The organism is Corynebacterium testudinoris (assembly GCF_001021045.1).
Classification (GTDB): domain Bacteria; phylum Actinomycetota; class Actinomycetes; order Mycobacteriales; family Mycobacteriaceae; genus Corynebacterium; species Corynebacterium testudinoris.
This window is the reverse complement of sequence record NZ_CP011545.1, coordinates 1,917,171-1,939,741: the sequence shown is the minus strand read 5'-3', so window position 1 is coordinate 1,939,741 and position 22,571 is coordinate 1,917,171. Positions and strand designations below refer to the sequence as shown.

The window sequence follows — 22,571 nt, the reverse complement described above, 5'->3', positions numbered from 1 at the left end:
CCCCGCCCACCCCACCATCACCCGTCAGCACTGCGCGCCACGGGAGGCAGAAACAGGAATTTCCTGGCCAATCCTTGTATATTGCCAGTTGGAACTTAATTCGATGGGCTGATGAACATGACGGAGGCCCAGAACGAGGAGGAATAAATCAGTGGTGGATGCTCCGGGCGTAGCTAGGCAGAGCGCCAAGGACTACGCACAAACTCTTGGCATCGAGCCAGGGATGACAGTCCTGGAGGTCGGTTGGGATGAAGACAGCGACAGCACCATCTCCGAGGCTATTGAGCAGGTCATCGGAGACGATCTCCTCGACGAGGAGACCGACGAACTGTGCGATGTCGTCCTCCTCTGGTGGCGTGAAGAAGACGGAGACCTCGTCGACGGCCTCGTCGACTCGCTGCGCCCTCTCTCCGATAGCGGAAGCATCTGGCTCCTGACCCCCGGCGCCGGCAAAGAGGGCACCATCGCTCCCGGTGAGATCTCCGAATCCGCCCAACTCGCCGGCCTCGTCCAGACCACGGCCACCCGCCTCGGCGAATGGCAAGGCAGCTGCCTCGTTGCCCGTGGCCACACGAAGAAGTAGCCCCACTTTTTTAAGCTTCCACCCTCGCGTGGTAAATTCGACGCTCGGTGCTCCCACTCATCGTGTCGAGCATCAAGCGGCCCTAGCTCAGCTGGAAGAGCAACTGGTTTACACCCAGTAGGTCGGCGGTTCGAACCCGTCGGGCCGCACCAGGTCACCGGCCCTTTCCGCGAAATGCGGGAAGGGCCTTCGCTTGTTCAAGCCCTCCGAGTCGGCGAAACCCGCACTTGCTAACAACTTGGGGGTTCTGGGTGGGGGATTGACCCGGGAGTTGTTAGGAAGTGCGGGTTTTGAGTGTCTCTTAACCTCGGAATGCTCCGGGAGCACCAGCTAACCGATGATGCTGAGCACCTTGTCCTTAGCGGCCTGTGCGCCCGCGGGAGTGGAGAGGTCGAAGGATAGGTCATGGACCTCATTGCTCATGGTCAGGCGCAGGCTGCCGCTGGTGGTGCTCCCAGGATCGAGCATGAAGCGGACGTTGCTGACATCGGCATCAGAGGCTCCGGCGGTGGAGGTGATGAAGCGCCGTAATTCCTCGGGGGTCGTGGGCACCGGCTCTTGGGTTTCTGTCGCCTCCGCGGCGGGCTCAGCCGGTGCTCGGTCCGGAGCGGCCTCGCCAAACAGTTTGTTCCAGATGCTCATTTACGTGCTGTCCAATCCGGGGTGAGTCTCGTGCGCCAGCCGGGTATCGGCGGCCGTATCTTCCTCGCTCAAGATACGCGCCACCTCTTCGGCATGGTTCTCGGGCACCCAGATGTGGAGGGTGAAATCATGGTTGCTCAGCCATTGGTGGCCTTCGGGGGTGGCGTGGATGAATAGCTGTCGGGCGACGTCAATGTCGACCCATTCGCCTTCGACGGCGACGTCGAGCTGCACGTCATTGTCGTGGTGGCGGTAGTGGAGTTCGCCGACGGGGTTGTCCTGGAAATCGGGGCCGAAGTGAAGATCACAGTGGACGTCGGAAAACGCGGCGTCGGTGGTGGCTGCTTGGGCGATGCTGCGCAGGAGGGTGGCGTAGCTATCGTTGGATTGAATGTATTCCGGGTCGAAGAGGAAGACGCGGGGGAACAACGGCGCGCCGTCTTCGTCGTCGAGGCTGAGCAGCGCGGTGAGGAACTCGGCTTGGAAACCTTGGGGGCCGCCGTAGTAGTCGAAGTCGATGTCGTCGATGGTGATGTCACGGATCGGGGTGAAGCCAAAGGCGGCGGCGCGGTCGAGCCCCATGTGGAGGACTTGGGCGGCGAGCCGCGGATCGCAGGATGACGTGTGCGCCGGGTGGTGCCTTCGCCGGTGACGGGGGAACAGGATGCCTCCAGCCGCGTTGTCGTTGTGCTCTGCGCCGGAAGTTCCAAGAAATCTATTCCAGAAGCCCATGATCAGTCCTACCGTTGGAGGGGACGGGATAGCTATGAGCACCAGACTATATGGTGCAGGCTGATCATGTATGGGGCTTAGAACCGTTCGCGGCTACGGCGGGAGTACTTGTCGTAGGGGTCGGGGTTGTCATCGCCGTAGCGGGCACGGCGCCTAGACGCTGGGGTGGGGGTGGCTGCGGTGTCGACCACCGGGGCGTCGATAAGCTCTTTGTTTTCGTCACGGACGCGGCGGCGTTCACGCAGTTCGGCCCAGATGAAGTAGCCCAGGCCGAGTGGTGCCATGATGCCGAAGGCGATCCACTGGAAGCCGTAGGACAGGTGCGACCCGCGATCGAGTTTGGGCACGGGAATGGCGTTGATCTCGCCGGGCTCGCCCTCGGAAAGCTGGACGTAGTCGCGATCGAGCGACAGGCCGGTCAAGTCCGCGATCTGTGCGGTGTTGATGCCGTAGACCTGCGGCTCACCCTGGTCCAGCAACGGTGGGGTGGGAGGCATGGCCTCGTTGGGGCGGGCGTGACCATGGATGGTGAGATGCTCAGTGGGGGCGGGCTCGAGATCGGGGATGGAGCCTTCCAGCGGGGCGGAAAAACCACGATTGACCAGGATCGTTTCGCCTGAGTCGAGCTGGAAGGGGGTGAGGGCGTGGAAGGCGGGCTGGCTATCCACGGGGCGCAGGCGCAGGACTACTTCGGATTCGGGGAGATAACGCCCGGTGAGGGTGACCCGCCGCCATTCATCGCCGGAGCTAATCGCACCTCCCGCGCCGAAGATCTCCTGCGCGGGAACAGGGTCGATGCGGAACGCGGCGTCAATCTGTTCGTTGCGCTCGACGATCTGGTCATCCTTGTTCAGCTGCCAGGGCGCGAGCACAGTGAAGGCGGCGTAGGAGAAACCAACGATAGCGAGGAGCGCGATGATCCAGCCCGGCTTGATGAAGGACTTCCAGCCCTTCTTTTGTCCCCGGGTTGAGTTGTATCGCTCCAGTGTGCTGCTCACAGACGCCCAGTCTACCTACCGGGTGGCGCTGACCTGAACCCGCTCCCGGGCCCAGGTGAGGATGCCTGCGACAGCTGCGTCGATCTGCTCACGCGTTTCCACGAATCCTTCCGGACCGCCGTAGTAGGGATCAGCCACGGAGGCTTCCGCCGGGGAGTCGGGGTCGAACCTGCGGAGCAGGCGAATGCGCTCTTCCGGAACACCTCGGGCGATGAGTTCGGAGCGGTGTCCGGTGTCGAGGGCGATGAGCAGGTCGGCGTCGGCATCGTCGGGTCCGAATTGGGAGGCAACATGCTCGGAGCCATCGTGGCCGGCGGAGCGGAGCTCGGCGACGGCGCGCTTGTCGGCGCCGAGTCCGACGTGCCAGCCGCCGATACCGCAGGAGCTGACGCGGACGAGGTCGCCGAGCCCGGCGGCGTCGATAGCGTCGTGGACAATGACCTCAGCCATGGGGGAGCGGCAGATGTTGCCGGTGCAGACGAAGTCGAGGTGAAGGCGGTTATCCTCGCGTACTGGACGTGTTGTGGAGCCAGTCATGGACGATCCCTTCCAATTCCTGTGGAGTGTGAGCGATGTAGCGGGCGTGTGCCCACTCGTCGGCGGTGCCGTAGCCCCAGGAGACTGCGACGGTGTCGAGGTGAAAATGCGCCGCGCCCTCGATGTCGTGGGAGCGGTCACCGACCATGAGGATATCGGATGTCTGACCTTTCCACCCATTGGAGCTTAAAACGTAGTCGATGACCGCAGTTTTAGAGCGCCGCTGGCCATCCTCTTCCGCCGCGCCAAGGAAGTCGAGGTAGGGCAAGAAACCCTCCCGGTCCAAGATTTTTCGGGCGAAGCCCTCGCCTTTCGACGTCGCCGTTGCCAGCGTCAGCCCCTGCTCCTTCCACGTGCGCACGAGGTCGAGCATGCCCGGAAAGGTGGTCGCGTCCGCCCACCCGCCTCCGGCGGTGTAATCCAAATAGATGCCCAAGCCCTCGCGGGCTTGCTCGGGCGTCATTCCCACCTTCTGCAGCGTGACCTCCATCGGTGGCCCGGCGATGAGGCGGGTGAATTCCTCGGAAGGGTGCTCCCAGCCCATCTGATCGAGGGTGTGAAGAAAGCCCGCTCGGATGCCGGGAAGGGAATCGATGAGGGTGCCGTCGACGTCAAGAAGAAGAATGCTCACGGCCCCTAATGTGCCACACCTCGTCGTGTCTATCAGCGCGTCTACACTAAGGTGCCATGACGACTGTCGCCGAGATTCGCCAGATCCTAGACTCCGCCTACCCGCCAAAACTCGCTGAGAGCTGGGACGCGGTGGGGCTCATCTGTGGCGATCCGGCCAGTGATGTGAAAAAGGTCGCTTTTGCGCTGGATTGCACGCAAGCCGTGGCGGAGGAAGCCGTGCGGCTGGGCGCAGACATGCTCGTGGTCCATCACCCGTTGCTCATGCGGGGGGTCACCTCCGTGGCGGCTGATACGCCGAAAGGGAAGGTCATCCACACGCTCATCACTGGCGGGGTGGCGCTGTTTGCCGCACACACGAACGCTGATTCAGCTCGCCCCGGCGTCAATGACGTGCTGGCGGAGCTCATCGGGATCACCCCCGGCCGGCCGATCCTGCCGCAGACTGGGAACAGCGTGGACAAGTGGGGGGTACACGTGCCCGCGGCTGCAGCAACGGCAGTGAAGGAGGCATTGTTTGACGCAGGCGCCGGCACCATCGGCGACTACGCCGAGTGCGCCTTCACCGTCGAAGGCATCGGCCAGTTCACGCCCCAACCGGGCGCGACACCGGCCGAAGGAGAGGTGGGGGTCGCCCATTCCGGCCCCGAACTGCGGGTGGAGTTCGTCGCCCCTGCGTCTCAGCGTCGCTGTCTTATCGACGCGCTCCGCGCCGCCCATCCCTACGAAGAGCCCGCCTTCGACATCGTGGACATGGCCGATACCGCCGACCTCGACGAGGCCTATGGGCTCGGCCGCATCGGTGAGCTGCCGGAACCGATGACCCTGAGAGAATTCACCCAACACGTAGCAAATGCCCTGCCCCCCACCGCTTGGGGCGTGCGCGCCGCGGGCGACCCGGAGGCAATCGTGAAAAAGGTCGCCGTCAGCTCCGGGTCGGGAGACAGCTTCCTCGACGCCGTGCGCGGGCTCGGGGTAGACGTGTACGTTACCTCTGACCTTCGCCACCACCCCGTCGACGAATACCTCAGGGCCGGCGGCCCACCCGTCATTGATACCGCTCACTGGTCCAGTGAATTACCGTGGACGTCGCAGGCGGCGGCCATCGTGGGGGAACAAGCGGGCGTCGATACGCATATTGTTGATATCCGCACTGACCCCTGGACCCTGTCCACCCACGCAAGCGAGTAAGAAAGACACCATGAAACTCGATCCCTCCCTCCAGGACCTCCTGCTGGAACTGTCCTCCATCGAACGATCCCTCGAGGTGGTCGGCGACGCAGCCTTCATCACCGAGGAACAAAAGGAATATGATCGGCTGACCAGCGAACTCGCGCGCATGCGCAACGCCGCCAGCTCCTCCCAGATGGCCGTCGATGACATGGAGGCCGAGATCCTGCGCATCCAGGAAGACGAGCGCAAACTGCGCCGCCGCGAGCGAGACGACAAAGCACAACTGACGGCGGAGACCGACCCCGAGCGCAGGAAAGATCTTGAACACGACCGCTACTCGGCAAAGTCACGCATCGCCGACCTCATGAGCGAGCTCGCCGAGACGCACAACCAGATCCACGCCCTGCGCAACAACCGCGACGTCCACGGCGCCCGGGTGGATGAACTCGTCCGCCAAGTCGACGCAGCAGCCCGCGCCGCCGACGCAGCCAACGCCGCGCACGACGTGCAACGCACCCCCCAAGAGCGAATCGCCGAACTACGCGCGCTCTTGCCCGAAGATGTTCTCGCCGAGTACGACCTGCAGAAGAAGGACTCCGGCGTCGGTGCCGCCGACTTCAACGGCCGCACCTGCGGAGGCTGCTTCATGGTGCTTGGCGCCGCCGACCAAAACCGGGTGCGCAATGCCCCCGCCGATGAGCTGCCGCAATGCCCGGAATGCGGCACCTACCTGATTAGGAAGACGGCCTAGCCTATGGCTCCAGTGACTGCCCCAGTGACAAAGGTCCTGATCTACACCGACGGAGGTTCGCGCGGCAATCCCGGCATCGCCGGGTCCGGGACCGTGGTCTACGCGGACGACGGGACATTGCTGCGCGAGATCATCTACGTCGTGGGGCAGAAGGCGTCGAACAACGTCGCGGAATATCACGGAATGCTCCGCGGGCTCGAGGCCGCCGTTGAGCTCGGAGCCCGTGAGGTAGAAGTCCGCATGGATTCCAAGCTCGTCGTGGAGCAAATGAGCGGTCGGTGGAAAATCAAGCACCCCGACATGCAGGCACTCGCCCTCGAAGCGCGCGACCTCATGAAAAACCTGGACACAGTCACGTTCACCTGGGTACCCAGGGCCAAGAACAAAGAAGCTGATCATCTGTCCAACCTCGCCATGGACGCCGCGGCGGACGGGCATCCGCCGGGAATCGTTGGTGGTGACACGGCCGAGGGAGTCGACACCGGTGATGCAGAGGTGGCCGACGGCGACTGCGACGTCAAAGTGGGCACGCCCTCCCACTGGACTGGAGCCTCGACCCCTCCGACCAAGCTCATCCTCCTGCGCCACGGCCAAACTGCCATGTCCGCCGCCAAGCAATACGCCGGGAGCACCGACGCCGAACTCACTGAGACCGGCATGGAGCAAGCACGAGCCGCCGCTACCTTCCTGGCCAGCGGAGACACCATCCACGCCATCGTTTCCTCACCCATGCGCCGATGCATCCAGACGGCCACGGCCGCCGCGGACGCCCTCGGCCTCACCGTCGACGTCATCGACGACCTCACCGAGCGCGATTTTGGCACCTGGGAAGGACTGACCTTCGACGAGGCTCACGCCAAAGACCCGAAACTCCACGCCGAATGGATCGCCGATCCCACCGTGTGCCCGCCCGGTGGCGAGGAACTCACGGATATGCACAAACGAGTCCGCGCGGTGCGACGTGAGCTAACCAAGAACTACCCCGGCAAAACCGTCCTCGTGGTCAGCCACGTCACCCCGATCAAATCCCTCGTCCGCCAAGCTCTAGACACCGGACCACAAGTAGTAAACCGGATGTTCCTTGATCTCGCCTCCATCAGCGTTGTCGAATTCTTCGACACCGACGCCCGAGTCGGATCCTGCCTCCGCGTCTTCAACGACACCTCCCACCTGCGCGCATGAGGTGATTCCTGCCAGGTCGGCTCCGCGAGGTAGACTCACTCCTTGCGAATGAGCCGGCCGGGTAATCGCGGCCCCCGAACCACCACCCCTCGCGGGTGCAGGCGGGTGTCGAGGAAAGTCCGGACTCCACAGAGCACGGTGATTGTTAACGGCAACCCGGGGCGACCCGCGGGCACGTGCAACAGAAAGTAAACCGCCACGATCCTCCGGGATCGAGGTAAGGGTGAAAGGGTGCGGTAAGAGCGCACCGGCAGGCCAGGTGACTGGTCTGGCCAGGTAAACCCCACCGGGAGCAAGGCATCAAGGTCTGCCACGTCGCAGGCCGGATCGGATGACTGAGGGTGACTCGCCCGAGTCCGAAGGTAGCTGCTTGAGGCGGCCAGCGATGGTCGACCCAGATGGATGATTACCGCCCCATAAAAGGGTACAGAATCCGGCTTATAGGCTGGCTCATTCGCCCTACGCCCTGTGAGGTGCGCGCTCGCCTCCTTCCCCTGCGTTCGTGGAACAATGGGGCCTCATGAAGCTCTACGCAGCGCAGCTTGACTTCCGCAGCATCGCGGAAGAGTTTTCCTTGCCTACGGAATTCCGGGCGGAGGTGCTCGCTGAGGCCGCCGCGGCGAGGGATCGCTACGCCGAGGACAGGCGCGATGCCCGCGATATTCCTTTGGTTACTATCGACCCGGTGGGCTCGATGGATTTGGATCAGGCCGTGTTTATTGAGGACACCGAGGGTGGATTTAGAGTTCTCTACGCGATCGCGGATGTTGCCGCCTTCGTGGAGTCAGGCTCTGCGCTGGAGGAGGAATCTCTTCGGCGTGGGCAGACAATTTACTTGCCGGATGAGCCCGTTCGACTTCATCCGCCGGTGTTGTCGGAAGGGGACGCCTCGCTGCTGCCTGACGTCGACCGTCCAGCTGTGCTGTGGAGCTTCGAGCTTGATGCGGCGGGGGAGGTCGTCTCGTTTCGCCTGGAGCGCGCCCTGGTGAGAAGCGTTGCCCGGTTGGACTACGACTCGGTCCACGCGGACTACCTTTCTGGACGCTTGCATCCGTCCATCGAGCTGCTGCCGGAGGTGGGTCGGTTGCGTGAGGCGTCTGCGTTAAGGCGCGATGCGATCAATCTGCGGCTGCCTGCCCAAAGCGTCGCCCGTCTCGACGATGGGACGTATGAGCTCGTCGTCGAGCCGCGTCACGAGGTGATGGATTGGAACTCGGAGATTTCTCTCCTCACGGGCATGTGCGCCGGGCAGTTGATGGTTTCCCATGGTTCGGGTCTGCTGCGGACGTTGAAGCCTGCCAACTCTGACTCGGTGGCTGTCTTTAGAGCAGAAGCTCGCGCGTTGGGCTATGAATGCCCAGATGATCAACCCATTGGCGAGTTTCTCCAATCCGTTGACGCGACTGATGCTCGCGGGATGGCGGTGATGCGTGAGGCTCAGAAGTTGCTGCGCGGTTCGGGCTACGCTCAGGTCGACAACGGCGATGCCGAGGTCCACGCTGGGATCGGGGGTTACTACTCCCACGTCACTGCGCCGCTGCGTCGACTCATCGATCGCTTTGCCACGGAGGTGTGCTTGGCCCTGTGCCAGGGGAAAGAGGTCCCTCAGTGGGTGAGTGAGCGTGCCACGGAGGTCATCGACACGATGAACCGCACGTCGACCTTGGCGAACAATGTTGATCGCGCTGCGCTCGATCTCACCGAGGCGACCGTTCTAAGCCCGTGGGTGGGGCACAACTTCGATGCCCTCGTCCTCACCTCCGACTCGGAACGTGAGCAAGCCCGCATTTTCGTCACCGATCCACCCGTGTTGGCGGATTGCCTCGGTGCCCCTTCCCAAAGCACCACCGCCACTGTGTCGCTGATCCGGGCAGATGTGATCAAGCGGGACGTTGCGTTCGCCTGGCCGGCTGACTAGTCCACCTGGGCGGGGGAGCCGGTCCCCACATCCACAATGGTGAAGCCGTCGGCGGACAAGTCCGCCACAAAGTTGTCGGCATGCCGCTTATCGACGCCCGCGATCACCGCCGCCGACATTCCAGCCACGGCCGCACGTGCTCCCGCTGCACCACGCACTAATACGAGCTGCGCGAGGTCAGACTGGGCATCGAGGCCGTAGTCTTCCAGGCCCGCTTGAGATTCAGACATGAGGTCCCACAAGTCTTCGATGCGCCGCGAACGAAGCGAACGGCTCAGTTGTTCGGCGCGGGCGGTCTCTTCCTTATCAAAGGTCAACCACGTGGTGGCCTGCTCGAGGGACGGCTGGCCGTCGGTGCCGTGAACCTTGTGCACGGCACGAAGCCAGTCGAGGACGCGCGTGGGGGCGTCGGGAAGCAAGCGAAGCGACTCGGTGCCAAAGGCCCTGCAGGCCGCATCGAGGAATCGACGTCGTTCTTGGATGGCAACCGTTTGGTCAACCTCGGTTTCGGGGCCGATGACGGCAAGAATGCGCATGTTGGCGGAAATCGGGTGGGGAGCCTGAGTCACCGAGCCATCAGCGTAGTTGACCACTGCTACCTGGCCAGCGGCACCACGAAGGATCGCGGTGTAGCGGGACCGCAAGGAAGGAGTATGCGAAAAGATGTCGGCTGCTTGGGCGCAGACCTCTGCCAACCGTGCCCGCAAGGGAGCCTCGTCGCGGTCCTCCACCTCGCCGAGCAAAGCCAGAGCAAAGGCCGCCTCGGCGGAAGAGATCGCGCCGAGACCGGCGTCGGCGGGGATATCACTGACCACAGTGACATCCATGCCCGCCGTATCCCGGGAGAGCAACTGTCGGTGGATCATCGTCCACACGATGCCGCCGAGGCGGGCTGCAATGGAACTATCGACGTCGACAAGCTGTTGGGTTGTTGCCCGCTCCTCGACGGTTGCCAAGGTGATTTCCCCCGTGGTGGTGACCACCCCGTCCAGCGCGGTGGACTGATACGTCACTTTGATGAGGTCATCGGGTCGGGGCGAGACCGCCACCGCGACCCGCTGGGACACCTGGGCGATAAGTGTCACGCCACCGGCATAATCGACATGCTCTCCCATGACGAGCCACGTGCCTGGAGCGTCCGCGACCTGGGTGCTTTCCACTCCGGTTTCCTCCCGATGCAACTGACGAACACGGTCGAGGACGGGGCTGTGGGCGGAGGGCCAGATCGGCATGGGGGAGTTCTCCTTCATCGGGCCTGGGCAATCAGTGGCAAAATCTCTAGCGACTCTCTACTCTAGCCCGCCCCATTGAGCCGGAGCGAAGGTAGCCTAAGAGGCAAAACTGACATTCTCTACAAGGAGGACAGCATGGCACTAAATGACGAGAAGTGGTTCTTTGACCCGCAGACCGGTGACGTCCAGCAGGGTAAGGAAGGCGGATGGGAAAACCGCATGGGACCCTACGACTCTCGTGAAGAGGCAGCCGACGCCCTCAAGATCGCCGCTGCCCGCAACGCCGAGGCCGACGAGGAAGACTCGGAAGATAACGACTGGGGCGAGCCCGCTTCCTGGGAGAAGTAACAACTCGCCTCGCACAGGCCCCCGATCCTTCTTATGGACCGGGGGCTTAGTTGTGTCTGGGTCTACTTCTTGCTGCGCTTCTTGGCGCGTTTGGCTGCTTTCTCCGCAGACTTTTCCGCCGATTTCTGCAGCCGAGCATAGGCAGCCTTGATCGCCTTGACCTCTTGGGCATAATCATCGAGGGCCTGCAGACCGAGGGTGCGCTCGCGCTGATAGAGCAACCCATATCCGAAGGTATCCTCGCCGTGGCGCCGGGCATGTTCAGCCATCTTGACCAATCGATCACGGGAGGTGACGGAATCCTGGAAGTCTCCGAGGCTCGACTGCATTGCTTTGCACGCGTTGTACAGGCGCTTAGTTTTCAGGTTCGTGGCCGCACCTACTGCTTCGGCGGCGTAGCGCATCTTCTTCGCTGACTTACGCATGTCATGGAAGTAGCTCTCCCGCTCATGCAAGCTCAGCTCTGAATTTTCCCAGTTTTCCACCGCTTTGTGATGTCGTTTGATGAGCTTGCGGTACGCGGCATCCAAGTGCTCAGCGAGCAGTGTTTCCACCGGAACGGGGGGTTCCTCGGGCGCTGGTTCCTCCTCATCCTCGGTGGAAGGACCGCCTTCGGCGATCATGTCTTCCTCTTCCTCCTCGGTGTCTTCTTCCGGGTCGAACCCATCGGTGAATACCGGGAGGATCGGCTCGCCGGGCCCACCCTCGGCGACCATGTCCAAGTCTTCTTCGGCGTCTGTCTCCGTGATCGGATCCTGCGGCGGAGTTTGTAAGCTCGTCTCACCACTAGCCGGTGGGTTGATCGGCGGATGGGCGAGCAGCTCGTCGATGGCGTCAAGCAGATTGAGGTAGCGCTGCGAATTGAGAGTGGCGACAACCCGTCGGTGTGCGCGGCGATATTCCGCACCCATGTCTTCCCGGAGGTGTTGGCGGGTCGCCTCGTCGAGAACTCCGGAGTCCTCGGAGTCGAGCAGTGTGAGGAAACGTTCCTCGACTACCTCGGCATCGCGGGCATGGCCCAACATCCGTGCCAGCAGCTTCAATTCTTCTTCGATGTACTCGATCTCATGTCCGCCCAGGATGCCGTCAAACGTCTCGAGGTGGCTGCGGAGCTCGCGGGTAGCAACCCGCATCTGGTGTACCGAGTCCCATTCATTCCGCCGGACCTTAGGGTCGTACTCCAGGAGAGCGTCGCGATTGACTTTCAGCGCGGCGATCACGGCAGCGGCGGGGGAGTCGGCGGGAAGGTCAGCGTCAATGAGGAATGGTGGTTGCGGTGCGCCAGCCTCGGAGGCTCCCAATGCCATCACCAGCTTGGAGGGGGATGAGGATACTCGGGCACCGGCACTGATGAGCAGTGAGGTGGCTGAAGGCATGATCTCAGTGGCGAGTTCGGTGTCGGCGACGTTGCCGGACAGCTCCACTTCCCACTCGCGCCAGGTTGTCTTGTCCCCACCAGGTAGGAGCGACCACGCCGACACGTGATCATCACAAAACTCCGCGACGGCTGCACCGTCGTCGCCTCCGAGGGTGGACTCGGTGCGCTGATTATCTACCTGGGCGATCGGAACGAGTTCACGGTTGCGTACCAGTGCGCGAACTTGGTCGTGAATTTCTTCCGGCACTCGCAAGATTCCGTCGACGGGGTCCCCCAGGGGCGCGTGAACCTCTAAGCGCCCGCTGGAGCCCGGGAACTTGATGTGCCACCCGTCGTCGGTGCCGCCTTCACGACGTCGCAAAGTGATTTTGGACCTGGTGAGCCGCAAATCCTCGGTGTCGTAATAGATGGCAGAAAGCTGGTGATGAGCAGTATCTAGAACCGAGTTAACGCCTTTAATTCGAGTGAGATCGGGACAGGTGGCGCCTTCGGCTACCGCGAACTTTGCTTCGACCTCAAGAAAGGTACGAGTACTCATCACAAACTCCAATAATCTCTGTTGTCAGGGCTTATCTGCTGTTCCTAGCTTAGCGCCGCAGCCCTCACCCGGCGCGGTCTGCGATGACCGGAGTGGTGGTCGAACGGTGGGAATTGGTCGCCGCATTAATGCCATCAACAAAGCCCTGTCGATGGGTGGGAGAAAATGACATATTGCTAGCTGAGTTGAAGACGGAGCCCATGAACTCGGAGGCAGCCGCACCACGGTGCTTGAGCACCTCCAGCGCTGTACCGTCACCGGCTCGCTGCGCGGGTACGTCGTCGTTGGCGATAGTGAGGAGTGCCCCAATGCGGTGGGCAAAGGCTACGAGAAAGGACCTGCGGTAGGACGCCGTCTGTCGCGCTAGGGCAGCCTCCTGGGCACCAGGAGAGGTGCGCATGAAGTAGTCCCGTTGACGATTGAGGCCGTCGAAGAGCTCGATCACATGACGTACGTCCTCTGGGTGGCCAATGACGCTCGCGATATTGACTGATGAGACCAGGATGCTCTCGCACGAGTTGGGGCGGGCTACGTGGCTGAGTAGGAGGAATTGGTAGCGGACCCATGTACCAGTCAGGTGCACTCGCACTGAGACGAGCTGAGAGTTCTCCCAGGTGCGTGGTTCATCTGCTACCCGGTCAAGGCGGTATCGCTGGCGAAGCTGCTGAGCCTTGGCGACTAGCGATGCTGCCTCTGCTTCGAAGGTGGTTGATTCGGCCTTTCGAAGCAAGTGATTGATGCGTTGGCGAATTCGCTTCTCCTCGGACCTGGCATGTGGCGCGGTGGTGCCGTGAGCGTCCTCCCGAGCGACATCGCACAGAACATCGAGATAGTCGACATCGGTGACGATGTCGGCGTCACGCAAACGAGGCAGATTCTCCAGGCGGAGCTTGATCATCTCTAGGTCGCGTCCAGCAGGGGGAAGATTGTGACAGCTCCGGCACTGCCGCTGCCAGGCAGTGCGTACGGCATAGGTAGCACTGCCATGAACATGAAGTTGGGCATCAACCAGGAGTGGGTCGATGCCAGAACCTGCGACGGAGCGGAGGTCGTGGGGCGTCCATCCCCGATGTGCGGCGATGATGAGGAGATCGGAGATCTCTCGTGTGAGGCGGCGATGGTGCGCAAAGGCAGAATGGTTGGCTTTCAGCTCATTGAGATCGAAGTTGTGGTGGGTAGTCATGTCAGGGCCCCATTTCGTTTATTTGTTCGAGTTGCTGATGTCCCTAGTTGATCAGCTACTCCCGACATAGCTACCCCCGAGTCAATGATCATCCCTAGTGAACAGGAGAGATGAGAAGATCTGCCACCCCCATGGGCCCGCTTGTGTCGGGTCACGTCATTAGGGTTGGGGACATGAATCGTCAACAGGAATTCGTGCTGCGCACGGTCGAGGAACATGACATCCGCTTTATCCGTCTGTGGTTCACCGACATCCTTGGTTACCTCAAGTCCGTGATGATGAGTCCCTCTGAACTGGAAAGCGCTTTTGAGGAGGGTGTTGGCTTTGATGGTTCCTCCATCGAGGGCTTCTCACGGATTTCTGAGTCGGACACCATTGCCCTGCCGGATCCCTCCACTTTCCGGGTGTTGCCCTTCGACGCTGGTAGCCCTGAGATCCAGGCGGCGCAGATGTTCTGTGACATCACTACCCCTGACGGCCAGCCTTCCTGGTCTGATCCGCGTCAGATCTTGCGCCGCCAGGTGGAGCTGGCAGCTGATGAGGGGTTTACCTGCATGATCTCCCCGGAGATCGAGTTCTACCTGGTCACCAATACCGACGATCTTTCGGCGCTCATGCCCACCGACAATGGCGGTTACTTCGACCAGGCCACCAGCAACATGGCCCCGAAGTTTCGCCGGGAGGCAATGGTGGCGTTGGAGTCGATGGGTATCGCCACGGAGTTCTCCCACCACGAGACCGCGCCGGGGCAGCAGGAAATCGATCTGCGCCATGCCGATGCTTTGACCATGGCCGATAACATCATGACTTTTCGCTATCTGATTAAGCAGGTGGCGATTTCCAGTGGGGTGCGCGCCACCTTCATGCCCAAACCCTTTACCGAACACGCTGGTTCGGCCATGCACTCGCATATCTCGCTGTTCGAGGGTGACTCCAACGCTTTCCACGATCCCGATGATGAGATCTCGCTGTCGAAGACCGGGAAGCACTTCATCGCGGGTGTCCTCAAGCATTCCCCGGAAATTTCCGCCGTGACGAACCAGTGGCCGAACTCCTACAAGCGCATCGTCTTTGGAAATGAAGCCCCGACAGCAGCGACCTGGGGTGTGTCGAATCGCTCTGCACTCGTGCGGGTGCCCACCTATCGCCTGGCTAAGGCTGATTCGCGCCGGGTGGAGGTTCGATCCTTGGACTCGGCGTGCAACCCGTATTTGGCGTACTCCTTGGTTCTCGCAGCGGGGCTCAAGGGCATCCGCGAGCAATATCCGCTGGATGATCCCGCTGAGGATGACATTTCGCAATTGTCGCGCCGCGAACGCCGGGCGATGGGATATGAGGACCTGCCCGCGTCCCTTGACCAGGCACTGCGGCTGTTGGAGAAGTCCGAATTCGCGGCCGATGTCATGGGCGAGCACGTCTATGAGTACTTCCTGCGCTCGAAATGGAAGGAGTGGCACAACTACCAAGAGCAGATCACTCCTTGGGAATTGCGAAACACCCTCGACTATTAGCCACCTGAGTAGGCCACGAAGTACAAGGAGCGATTACCTCTCATGTCTGCAGCACATCCCCGATCGTCGGTGCCTTCGCCAGCTGTGCTCAGCCTGACCGGTCCACATTCGGCTGCTGATCTCACCTGGCTGGGCTGGGATAACCCTGATTCGCTGGATCTTCTGTGGGCGTTGGCTAGCGCGGGAGATTCTGATCTTGCCTTGAACACCATGGTGCGGCTGATGAATGCGCTTGAGGGGGATCGCACTGAGCTTGATCAAGCATTGAGGGACAACACCGATCTCCGCATCCGACTGTTCGCACTGGTGGGGGGATCCACCGCGCTGGGAGATCACCTCGTCGCCAATCCACACTTGTGGCATGAGTTGGAACGGGAATTGCCCCTTCCAGAGGAACTCATGCAGACGATGCTTAGTGCCGTGCAGGCGACGCCGGCGACCATCGTGGTGGACGAAGGCGAAGACTTAGGGCCCGACACTGCCCGGGAGGACCTGTCCACGCCCGGCACCTACCGTGCCGGCATCTGTGGTCCCGAGGCTAAGACGGCGTTGAAGTTGGCCTATCGCACGCTCATCATGCGTATCGCAGCCCATGATTTGGCCGGTACTTTCGTCTCTCGCCGCCATGTCGGGTTGCAACAGCCGAGGATCGAGTTTCGTATCGTCACGGGGTTGCTCAGCTCGCTTGCCGACGCCGCACTCACCGCCGCCCTGTCCGTCGCCGTCACCGGCGTGTACGGGGACAAGGACGTGGACACTCGCCTCGGAGTCATCGCGATGGGCAAGTGCGGGGCGCAGGAGTTGAACTACATTTCCGACGTCGATGTCATCTTCATCGCCGAGCCACCGAGCCCGCGCGCCACGCGACTAGCGGGCGAGTTCATGCGTATCGGATCAGCTGCCTTCTTTGAGGTCGATGCCAACCTGCGGCCGGAGGGAAAGTCGGGCGCGCTCGTGCGCACGCTCGACAGTCACGTCGCCTATTACCGCCGGTGGGCGGAAACATGGGAGTTCCAGGCTCTGCTCAAGGCTCGCCCGATGACCGGCTATGTTCCCCTGGCCAAGGCTTACGTGGAGGCCCTGGCCCCGATGGTGTGGTCAGCTTCCCAGCGTGAGTCATTCGTGGAAGATGTCCAGGCTATGCGCCGTCGTGTGTTGGACAACGTCCCAGAGAGTCTGCGTACTCGAGAGCTCAAGTTGGGGGTGGGCGGGCTCCGTGACGTGGAGTTTGCGGTGCAGCTGCTCCAGCTCGTCCACGGTCGCTCGGATGAGTCCTTGCGGGTGTTGTCTACTGTTCAAGCACTGGCGGCGCTCGTTGACGGCGGTTTCGTCGGACGCGAGGACGGGCATCAGCTGATCGAGGCCTATGAGTTCCTCCGCCTGTTGGAGCACCGCCTGCAGTTGCAACGTCTCCGCCGGACGCACACTCTCCCCGCCGAAGAGGATGAGAAAAATCTCGCCTGGCTAGCCCGTACCAGCGGGTTTGCGGCCACTGCTAAGAAGTCCGCCATCGACGTCTTCACTGCGCAACTACGCAAGATCAGGCTGCTGATTTCGGACCTGCATTCGCGCCTGTTTTACCGTCCGCTGCTGCTCACCGTGGTCAACCTCTCCGTCGACGAGATCACTTTGTCGCCCGAGGCCGCGAAGCTGCAGCTGGCGGCGCTGGGCTACCTCCACCCAGATCGTGCGTTTGAGCACCTGACGGCGCTGGCGTCCGGTGCGTCGCGCAAGGCGAAGCTGCAGGCCATGCTCCTGCCCACTCTCATGACCTGGCTTTCTGAGACCGCGGACCCTGATGCCGGGCTGCTCAACTACCGCAAGCTGTCGGAGGCAGCGTACGACAAGGTCTGGTTCTTGCGGATGCTGCGCGATGAGGGCGTGGTGGGGCAGCGGCTCATGCGAATCCTCGGTACTTCGCCGTACACCTCGGATCTCATTATTTCGGCGCCGGACTTTGTTAAGCAGCTCGGGGATGGCGCGAGTGGGCCCAAGCTCATGGAAGTCGCGCCTGACCAAGTGAATAAGGCGCTGGTGGCCTCCTCCAAACGCCATCATGATCCGGACAAGGCGGTGGCCGTCGCGCGTTCGTTGCGCAGGGTTGAGCTTGCCCGCATCGCATCTGCCGATCTCCTGCATTTCATGCCAGTCGAGCAAGTCTGTTTGGAGTTGTCGTTGGTCTGGGACGCGGTGCTTCAAGCCAGTCTCTTGGCGGAGGTGCGGGCTGACCTGCAGGAACGGGGCGTCGATACGCCTCCTGCCTGGATTGTCATCATCGGGATGGGCCGCCTCGGCGGCGCTGAGCTTGGCTACGGTTCTGATGCCGATGTCATGTTCGTCTGCGAGCCCGCTGAGGGGGTCGAGGACGGTGAGGCGGTGAAATGGGCGATTGGGATTTGTGATCGGATGCGTTCGCGGCTGTCCAAGCCGTCCGGTGACCCGCCCTTGGAAGTGGACCTGGGACTTCGCCCGGAGGGGCGGTCGGGGGCGGCGGTGCGAACCATCGCGTCTTACGAGCGCTACTACCGGGAATGGGGAGAGGTGTGGGAAACGCAGGCGCTGCTCCGCGCTACTGTAGTCGCCGGTGATGAGGGAGTGGGCGAGAAGTTCCTGCGCATGATCGATGAGTTCCGGTATCCGGAAGGTGGGGCGTCGGCAAGCGATATCCGGGAGATTCGGCGGATGAAGGCGCGCATCGATGATGAGCGGCTCCCGCGAGGTGCGGATCGCAACACTCACACCAAGCTCGGTCGCGGGGCGCTGACCGATATTGAATGGACCGTTCAGCTGCTCACGATGATGTACGCCCACACCTACCCCGAGATGCACAACACCTCCACGCTGGAGATTCTCGACGTGATCGAGGACAAGGAGATCATCTCGCCAGAGAAGGTCACGACGTTGCGGGAGGCCTGGCTCATGGCTACCAATGCTCGCAATGCCCTGGTGTTGGTGCGAGGGCGGCGCACCGACCAGCTGCCGCAGCCGGGCCCGGCCTTGGCGCAGGTTGCGGGCGCGGCTGGCTGGGATCCGGAGGACTACCAAGGTTTCCTGGAGGCGTACCTCAAGATCACCCGTCAGGCACGCCAAGTCGTCGACGAGGTGTTTTGGGGTGAGGAGACGATGGAGCCCTGAGCCGGGGGCAGGGCAAACCCCTAAGGGCCCTGCCCCTGCCAGGATTCAATGCCTACGCTGGGCCATACCCTGTTAAACCACGAGAGAAATCTCAGTACCAAGGAGACCCCCATGGCCGTATCTTTGTCCATTGACCTAGCTGATGCCACGTTCGCTGACCTTCGGGCGCTGGTCGACGCCGCCCGCACCGCCGGTGTGAGCGACAACGTCACCCTCGAATTGGAAGACACCACCTTGCTCGTCATCGCTGACGGCACGGCGAATCGTCCGCGATCCTCGGCTGCAGAGCCGGTGGTCAAGTCCCACCAGGCACCCCGCGGCCCGGCAGTAGGCGACGCGGCGATTCGAAGCGTCATTGATATTCTCACCGGCCGCCAGGATCCGCCCCGAAACTAACCACCGCGCCACGCCAACAGTGGGGTCGAGTGCCACTACCATGGGCACATGTTCATCACCTCAGTGCGCTTGGAGGAATCCCAGGACGACTCTTACGTCCGCCACCTTCCCGTGGTGCGACACCTGGTGCAGCTGAGTAGTGGCCTGCGTTTGACCAGTCCTGTCACCATCATCGTGGGGGACAATGGGTCGGGTAAGTCGACGTTGGTGGAGTCGATTGCGGTGGCCGTGGGATTCGATGGCAGTGGTGGGCCGCTACGCCACCATTTGCCAGCGGGCGCCGCGCCCTCACATTCCGAGCTCGCGCAATGGCTGACCCTGCATGGCAAGGAAATCCCCTTGCACGGGTACTTTTTGCGGGCCGAGACTCACTATGACGCGGTCGGCGCTCTGGAAACGGAAGCCCCCGACACGGGTGAAACTTGGAAACACATGTCTCATGGTGAGTCGGTGATGTCGCTGCTGGATGAGCAGATCAGCGAGAAGGCCGGACTCTATCTCTTTGATGAGCCGGAGTCTGGTCTGTCGATCGTGCGGCAAATGGCGTTAGTCGCCGAGATCCATCAGGCAGTGCGGCAGGGAAGCCAATTCATCATCGCGACGCATTCGCCGATCATCCTCGCCGTCCCGGGGGCGACGATCATCGAGATCAGTGAGGAAGGCATGGCGGAGACTGTCTACGACGAGGCAGAAGCGGTCGTGGCTACGCGGGAGTTCCTGGAGGATCCGGCAGGAACCCTGCGCTACCTCATGGAGTAGCCCGACCTTAGCCGTCGGAGGACTCCACGATTCGGACGGTTCCGCTGCCCAGGCCCGCTTGCTCACGGCGAGTGCGGCGGCGAGCGACGATGAAGCGGAAGATAACCAGTCCGATGATGCCGATTCCCCAGGCGATGATGACGGCCCACCACGCGAGGCGGAAGTCCGCCCAGGTGTAGGCCGCGCCGTCTGAGGAGTAGTCGAGGAGGAAGCCGACGGCCTGGGCCGCAAACATCCCGGCGAAGAAACCACCCATGTTGGCCATGCCGGTGGCGGTGGCGACGATGCGGCGGTCGAGGCCCTCACGGATGTCGTCGAAGCCGTAGTTCGAGGATGGGGTGAACAATGCCATGACGATGTTGACCACGATGATGGCGGTGACGCCGCGCGGCTCCGCGGGGAGGAAGAAGATAATCCAGGCCAAGCCGATGCAGCCGGCGAAAATGATGGCCGCCACGACTCGGTTGCTGCCCATCCGCGCGGAAATAGGGCCGAGGATAGGGCCGGCAACCATCGAGGCCACGACGTTGATGGACAAGACCATGCCGACGGTCGAGGGGGACAGGCCCATGCCCAAGGTCATCATCGGTACGCCCCACAGGAGGGTGAAGACAATCTGCGGCATCATCGAGGCGTAGTGGTTGAAAAAGCCCTGCCAGCACAGGGGTTCCCGGAACACGGTCGCCAGTAGGGTGCCGATGGGCATCCGATCCGGTGCCGGCTTCTTCTCTTTCTTTGTGCCCTTTTCGGCAGCCGCCCAGGCTTCGGGGGAATCGGCCACTGCAACCCACGCGGCCAGCGCAATAATGATGCCCAGCGCACCGAGGCTGAGAAACGCCGGGGTCCAGCCGGGGCCATGCAGCAACGCGAGGAAGGGAACGGCGGAGAGGAACTGACCGGTCTGGCCGATCGCCGCGGTCATCTGCGTAAACAGCGGCGTTTTTTTCAAAGGGAACCAGTAGGGGAGGATCCGCATCACGGACAGGAAGGCCGTGGCATCACCAGCGCCAATGAAGATGCGGGCGATGATGGCCACCCAATATGAGGTGGAGAAAGCCAAAATGACTTGGCCCACCGCCATGATGATCGCGCCGACGACCAGCATTTTCCTCGGCCCGAACCGGTCGGTGAGCATGCCGACGGGGATCTGTGCAAAGGCGTACACGCCGATCTGGACGGAGGTGAAGACGGCGATGCGGGAGGCATCGACGTCGAAACGCTCAATGGCATCGACGGAGGCGACGCCGAAGGAGGTGCGGCCGGTAATCGCCACCACGTAGACAAGCACGGCAAACACCCACACGGTGATTGCTTTTCGCGTTATTTGTTCACGGGGGTGGGGATTGAGGCGCGGCGTGTTCACCCATAAGACCATATACCCCAGGTCAGGCCGTGGGGGCAGTTCTCGCGGGGTTTAGTTTCAGGCGCGAGTAATTGGGTGGCTCTATGAGTGGGACGTGCGCTGCTGTGCGCAGTGGGCAAGTATGGTGGTCTGCGTGAAATACATTTCGACGCGAGACGCCTCCCGTACCCCCGTCACTTTCACCGATATTCTCCTCGGTGGGTTGGCGCCGGACGGCGGACTGTACCTGCCCGAAGAGTATCCCCAGCTCAGCGACGAGCAGTTGACTCGGTGGCGCGGCCTCATCGCCGACGAGGGCTACGCCGCCCTGGCCGCGGAGGTGCTCAAGCTTTTCGTCGATGACATTCCGGCCGCGGATCTGGAGGCGATTGCGCATCGGGCGTATAACTCGCCGAAGTTCGCCAGCGAGGAGATCGTCCCAGTCACGCACTTGGACGGCCAGCTCTACATCGGGCATTTGTCGGAAGGGCCGACGGCGGCGTTCAAGGACATGGCGATGCAGTTGCTCGGCGAGCTGTTTGAATATGAGCTGGCTCGGCGGGGTGAGACCATCAACATCCTCGGTGCGACGTCGGGAGACACCGGCTCGTCTGCCGAGTACGCCATGCGTGGCCGCCACGGTATTCGGGTGTTCATGCTCACCCCGGCGGGCCGGATGACGCCGTTCCAGCAGGCCCAGATGTTTGGCCTCGACGACCCGAATATCTTCAACATCGCCCTCGACGGGGTTTTTGATGATTGCCAGGATGTGGTCAAGGCCGTGTCATCTGATGCGCCGTACAAGCGTGAGCACCGCATTGGCGCCGTCAACTCCATCAACTGGGCTCGCCTGATGGCCCAGATTGTTTATTACATTTCTTCGTGGATCAAGGTCACTGAGCGCAACGATCAGCAGGTGTCCTTCTCGGTGCCCACCGGCAACTTTGGCGATATCTGCGCAGGCCACATTGCCCGCCAGATGGGGCTGCCGATCGATCGGCTGATCGTCGCCACCAACGAAAATGATGTGCTGGATGAGTTCTTCCGCACCGGCAATTACCGCCCTCGCCCGTCGGAGGAGACGATGGCGACGTCCTCGCCGTCGATGGATATCTCCCGCGCCTCCAACTTCGAGCGTTTCGTCTTCGACGTCGTGGGCCGCGATGCTGAACGCACCGCGCAGTTCTTCGGCGTGGATGTCAAAGCAGGTGGTTTTTCGCTTGCCGACGACCCCGCGTTCCCCGCCGTCGTCGATCCCGCCGGGTTCGGCTTTGCCTCCGGACGTTCAACGCACGAGGACCGGATTGCCACCATCCGGGAGACTTTTGAGCACCTGGGTGTCCTGCTGGATCCGCACACGGCAGACGGCGTGCACGTCGCCCGCGGGTGGGTGGAGGAGATCGACACCCCGATTATCTGTTTGGAAACCGCCCTGCCGGTGAAGTTTGGCGACACCATCGAGGAAGCTATCGGCCAACAGCCAGCCATTCCCGAACGTTTCGCTGGCATTCTTGAGGCCGAGCGACACGTGGTTGACCTGCCGAATGATGCAGAGACCGTGAAGCAGTACTTGTCTGATTCGATCCGCACCACGACCGTCTAG

20 protein-coding genes, 1 tRNA gene and 1 other RNA gene are annotated in these 22,571 nt (G+C 62.1%); 13 read left to right on the top strand and 9 right to left on the bottom strand.

Annotation, left to right across the window (positions count from 1 at the left end):
* The first annotated feature begins 151 nt into the window (after positions 1 to 151).
* Complete coding sequence (locus CTEST_RS09265) at positions 152 to 583, top strand: DUF3052 domain-containing protein (protein ID WP_083985541.1); 432 nt, start codon at positions 152 to 154, stop codon at positions 581 to 583.
* Between the two features lie 76 nt (positions 584 to 659).
* Positions 660 to 735, top strand: a tRNA-Val gene (locus tag CTEST_RS09260).
* 178 nt (positions 736 to 913) lie between these two features.
* On the opposite strand, the gene CTEST_RS09255 is transcribed toward CTEST_RS09260, so the two are convergent.
* The 5 genes from CTEST_RS09255 to CTEST_RS09235 form a co-directional block, all read right to left on the bottom strand.
* Positions 914 to 1,225, bottom strand: coding sequence for a hypothetical protein (locus CTEST_RS09255; RefSeq protein ID WP_047253497.1), 312 nt, complete (start codon positions 1,223 to 1,225; stop codon positions 914 to 916).
* Positions 1,226 to 1,957: a hypothetical protein gene (locus tag CTEST_RS09250; protein ID WP_144413259.1), complete on the bottom strand. Its 732-nt coding sequence runs from the start codon at positions 1,955 to 1,957 to the stop codon at positions 1,226 to 1,228.
* A 77-nt stretch (positions 1,958 to 2,034) separates the two neighbouring features.
* On the bottom strand, positions 2,035 to 2,955 hold the full coding sequence (locus CTEST_RS09245) for an SURF1 family cytochrome oxidase biogenesis protein (protein ID WP_047253495.1): 921 nt from the start codon (positions 2,953 to 2,955) through the stop codon (positions 2,035 to 2,037).
* A 15-nt stretch (positions 2,956 to 2,970) separates the two neighbouring features.
* Positions 2,971 to 3,492, bottom strand: coding sequence for a low molecular weight protein-tyrosine-phosphatase (locus tag CTEST_RS09240; RefSeq protein ID WP_047253494.1), 522 nt, complete (start codon positions 3,490 to 3,492; stop codon positions 2,971 to 2,973).
* Positions 3,455 to 4,123 (bottom strand): HAD hydrolase-like protein, encoded by a 669-nt coding sequence (locus CTEST_RS09235; protein WP_047253493.1) that lies wholly within the window; start codon positions 4,121 to 4,123, stop codon positions 3,455 to 3,457. Before CTEST_RS09235 ends, CTEST_RS09240 begins: the two co-directional genes overlap by 38 nt.
* Positions 4,124 to 4,179: 56 nt before the next feature.
* Between CTEST_RS09235 and CTEST_RS09230 the strand changes: the two genes are divergently transcribed.
* From CTEST_RS09230 to CTEST_RS09215, 5 genes are all read left to right on the top strand, one after another.
* Positions 4,180 to 5,313, top strand: a complete 1,134-nt coding sequence (locus CTEST_RS09230) for a Nif3-like dinuclear metal center hexameric protein (protein ID WP_047253492.1) — start codon at positions 4,180 to 4,182, stop codon at positions 5,311 to 5,313.
* Between the two features lie 10 nt (positions 5,314 to 5,323).
* Positions 5,324 to 6,046 (top strand): zinc ribbon domain-containing protein, encoded by a 723-nt coding sequence (locus tag CTEST_RS09225; RefSeq protein WP_047253491.1) that lies wholly within the window; start codon positions 5,324 to 5,326, stop codon positions 6,044 to 6,046.
* Positions 6,047 to 6,070: 24 nt separating this feature from the next.
* The gene (locus CTEST_RS09220) at positions 6,071 to 7,228 is read left to right on the top strand and encodes a bifunctional RNase H/acid phosphatase (protein ID WP_236686071.1); all 1,158 of its coding nucleotides are present in this window, start codon (positions 6,071 to 6,073) and stop codon (positions 7,226 to 7,228) included.
* A 49-nt stretch (positions 7,229 to 7,277) separates the two neighbouring features.
* An RNA gene (gene rnpB, locus CTEST_RS13170) (RNase P RNA component class A) lies at positions 7,278 to 7,685 on the top strand.
* 63 nt (positions 7,686 to 7,748) lie between these two features.
* Positions 7,749 to 9,146: an RNB domain-containing ribonuclease gene (locus CTEST_RS09215; RefSeq protein ID WP_047253489.1), complete on the top strand. Its 1,398-nt coding sequence runs from the start codon at positions 7,749 to 7,751 to the stop codon at positions 9,144 to 9,146.
* Here CTEST_RS09215 and CTEST_RS09210 read toward each other — a convergent pair.
* Complete coding sequence (locus tag CTEST_RS09210; RefSeq protein ID WP_047253488.1) at positions 9,143 to 10,378, bottom strand: galactokinase family protein; 1,236 nt, start codon at positions 10,376 to 10,378, stop codon at positions 9,143 to 9,145. The genes CTEST_RS09215 and CTEST_RS09210 overlap by 4 nt on opposite strands.
* A 135-nt stretch (positions 10,379 to 10,513) precedes the next feature.
* Between CTEST_RS09210 and CTEST_RS09205 the strand changes: the two genes are divergently transcribed.
* A complete protein-coding gene (locus CTEST_RS09205) occupies positions 10,514 to 10,726 on the top strand; it encodes a hypothetical protein (RefSeq protein WP_052844358.1) in 213 nt (70 codons plus the stop codon).
* Between the two features lie 62 nt (positions 10,727 to 10,788).
* Here CTEST_RS09205 and CTEST_RS09200 read toward each other — a convergent pair whose 3' ends face one another.
* A complete protein-coding gene (locus CTEST_RS09200) occupies positions 10,789 to 12,642 on the bottom strand; it encodes a CYTH and CHAD domain-containing protein (RefSeq protein ID WP_047253486.1) in 1,854 nt (617 codons plus the stop codon).
* Positions 12,643 to 12,706: 64 nt separating this feature from the next.
* Positions 12,707 to 13,825 (bottom strand): DUF2786 domain-containing protein, encoded by a 1,119-nt coding sequence (locus tag CTEST_RS09195; protein WP_083985539.1) that lies wholly within the window; start codon positions 13,823 to 13,825, stop codon positions 12,707 to 12,709.
* Positions 13,826 to 13,998: 173 nt separating this feature from the next.
* Here CTEST_RS09195 and CTEST_RS09185 point away from each other — a divergent pair, with 173 nt between their 5' ends.
* From CTEST_RS09185 to CTEST_RS09170, 4 genes are all read left to right on the top strand, one after another.
* Complete coding sequence (locus tag CTEST_RS09185) at positions 13,999 to 15,336, top strand: glutamine synthetase family protein (protein WP_047254367.1); 1,338 nt, start codon at positions 13,999 to 14,001, stop codon at positions 15,334 to 15,336.
* Between the two features lie 42 nt (positions 15,337 to 15,378).
* Positions 15,379 to 18,471 (top strand): bifunctional [glutamine synthetase] adenylyltransferase/[glutamine synthetase]-adenylyl-L-tyrosine phosphorylase, encoded by a 3,093-nt coding sequence (locus tag CTEST_RS09180; RefSeq protein WP_047253483.1) that lies wholly within the window; start codon positions 15,379 to 15,381, stop codon positions 18,469 to 18,471.
* Positions 18,472 to 18,582: 111 nt separating this feature from the next.
* Positions 18,583 to 18,867, top strand: a complete 285-nt coding sequence (locus CTEST_RS09175; protein ID WP_047253482.1) for a hypothetical protein — start codon at positions 18,583 to 18,585, stop codon at positions 18,865 to 18,867.
* A gap of 48 nt (positions 18,868 to 18,915) precedes the next feature.
* Positions 18,916 to 19,626 carry an AAA family ATPase gene (locus CTEST_RS09170; RefSeq protein ID WP_047253481.1) on the top strand — a complete coding sequence of 237 codons (711 nt, stop codon included), beginning with the start codon at positions 18,916 to 18,918 and terminating at the stop codon, positions 19,624 to 19,626.
* A 7-nt stretch (positions 19,627 to 19,633) separates the two neighbouring features.
* Here CTEST_RS09170 and CTEST_RS09165 read toward each other — a convergent pair whose 3' ends face one another.
* Complete coding sequence (locus tag CTEST_RS09165) at positions 19,634 to 21,001, bottom strand: MFS transporter (RefSeq protein WP_047253480.1); 1,368 nt, start codon at positions 20,999 to 21,001, stop codon at positions 19,634 to 19,636.
* A 121-nt stretch (positions 21,002 to 21,122) separates the two neighbouring features.
* Between CTEST_RS09165 and thrC the strand changes: the two genes are divergently transcribed.
* Positions 21,123 to 22,571: a threonine synthase gene (thrC, locus tag CTEST_RS09160; protein ID WP_047254366.1), complete on the top strand. Its 1,449-nt coding sequence runs from the start codon at positions 21,123 to 21,125 to the stop codon at positions 22,569 to 22,571.

What these genes read in the sequence shown, in the direction of transcription:
- CTEST_RS09255 (WP_047253497.1), bottom strand. Translation starts at nt 1,225, where the DNA reads ATGAGCATCTGGAACAAACTGTTTGGCGAGGCCGCTCCGGACCGAGCA.
- CTEST_RS09250 (WP_144413259.1), bottom strand. Translation starts at nt 1,957, where the DNA reads ATGGGCTTCTGGAATAGATTTCTTGGAACTTCCGGCGCAGAGCACAAC.
- CTEST_RS09240 (WP_047253494.1), bottom strand. Translation starts at nt 3,492, where the DNA reads ATGACTGGCTCCACAACACGTCCAGTACGCGAGGATAACCGCCTTCAC.
- CTEST_RS09230 (WP_047253492.1), top strand. Translation starts at nt 4,180, where the DNA reads ATGACGACTGTCGCCGAGATTCGCCAGATCCTAGACTCCGCCTACCCG.
- CTEST_RS09225 (WP_047253491.1), top strand. Translation starts at nt 5,324, where the DNA reads ATGAAACTCGATCCCTCCCTCCAGGACCTCCTGCTGGAACTGTCCTCC.
- CTEST_RS09215 (WP_047253489.1), top strand. Translation starts at nt 7,749, where the DNA reads ATGAAGCTCTACGCAGCGCAGCTTGACTTCCGCAGCATCGCGGAAGAG.
- CTEST_RS09210 (WP_047253488.1), bottom strand. Translation starts at nt 10,378, where the DNA reads ATGCCGATCTGGCCCTCCGCCCACAGCCCCGTCCTCGACCGTGTTCGT.
- CTEST_RS09205 (WP_052844358.1), top strand. Translation starts at nt 10,514, where the DNA reads ATGGCACTAAATGACGAGAAGTGGTTCTTTGACCCGCAGACCGGTGAC.
- CTEST_RS09200 (WP_047253486.1), bottom strand. Translation starts at nt 12,642, where the DNA reads ATGAGTACTCGTACCTTTCTTGAGGTCGAAGCAAAGTTCGCGGTAGCC.
- CTEST_RS09195 (WP_083985539.1), bottom strand. Translation starts at nt 13,825, where the DNA reads ATGACTACCCACCACAACTTCGATCTCAATGAGCTGAAAGCCAACCAT.
- CTEST_RS09185 (WP_047254367.1), top strand. Translation starts at nt 13,999, where the DNA reads ATGAATCGTCAACAGGAATTCGTGCTGCGCACGGTCGAGGAACATGAC.
- CTEST_RS09180 (WP_047253483.1), top strand. Translation starts at nt 15,379, where the DNA reads ATGTCTGCAGCACATCCCCGATCGTCGGTGCCTTCGCCAGCTGTGCTC.
- CTEST_RS09175 (WP_047253482.1), top strand. Translation starts at nt 18,583, where the DNA reads ATGGCCGTATCTTTGTCCATTGACCTAGCTGATGCCACGTTCGCTGAC.
- CTEST_RS09170 (WP_047253481.1), top strand. Translation starts at nt 18,916, where the DNA reads ATGTTCATCACCTCAGTGCGCTTGGAGGAATCCCAGGACGACTCTTAC.
- CTEST_RS09165 (WP_047253480.1), bottom strand. Translation starts at nt 21,001, where the DNA reads ATGGTCTTATGGGTGAACACGCCGCGCCTCAATCCCCACCCCCGTGAA.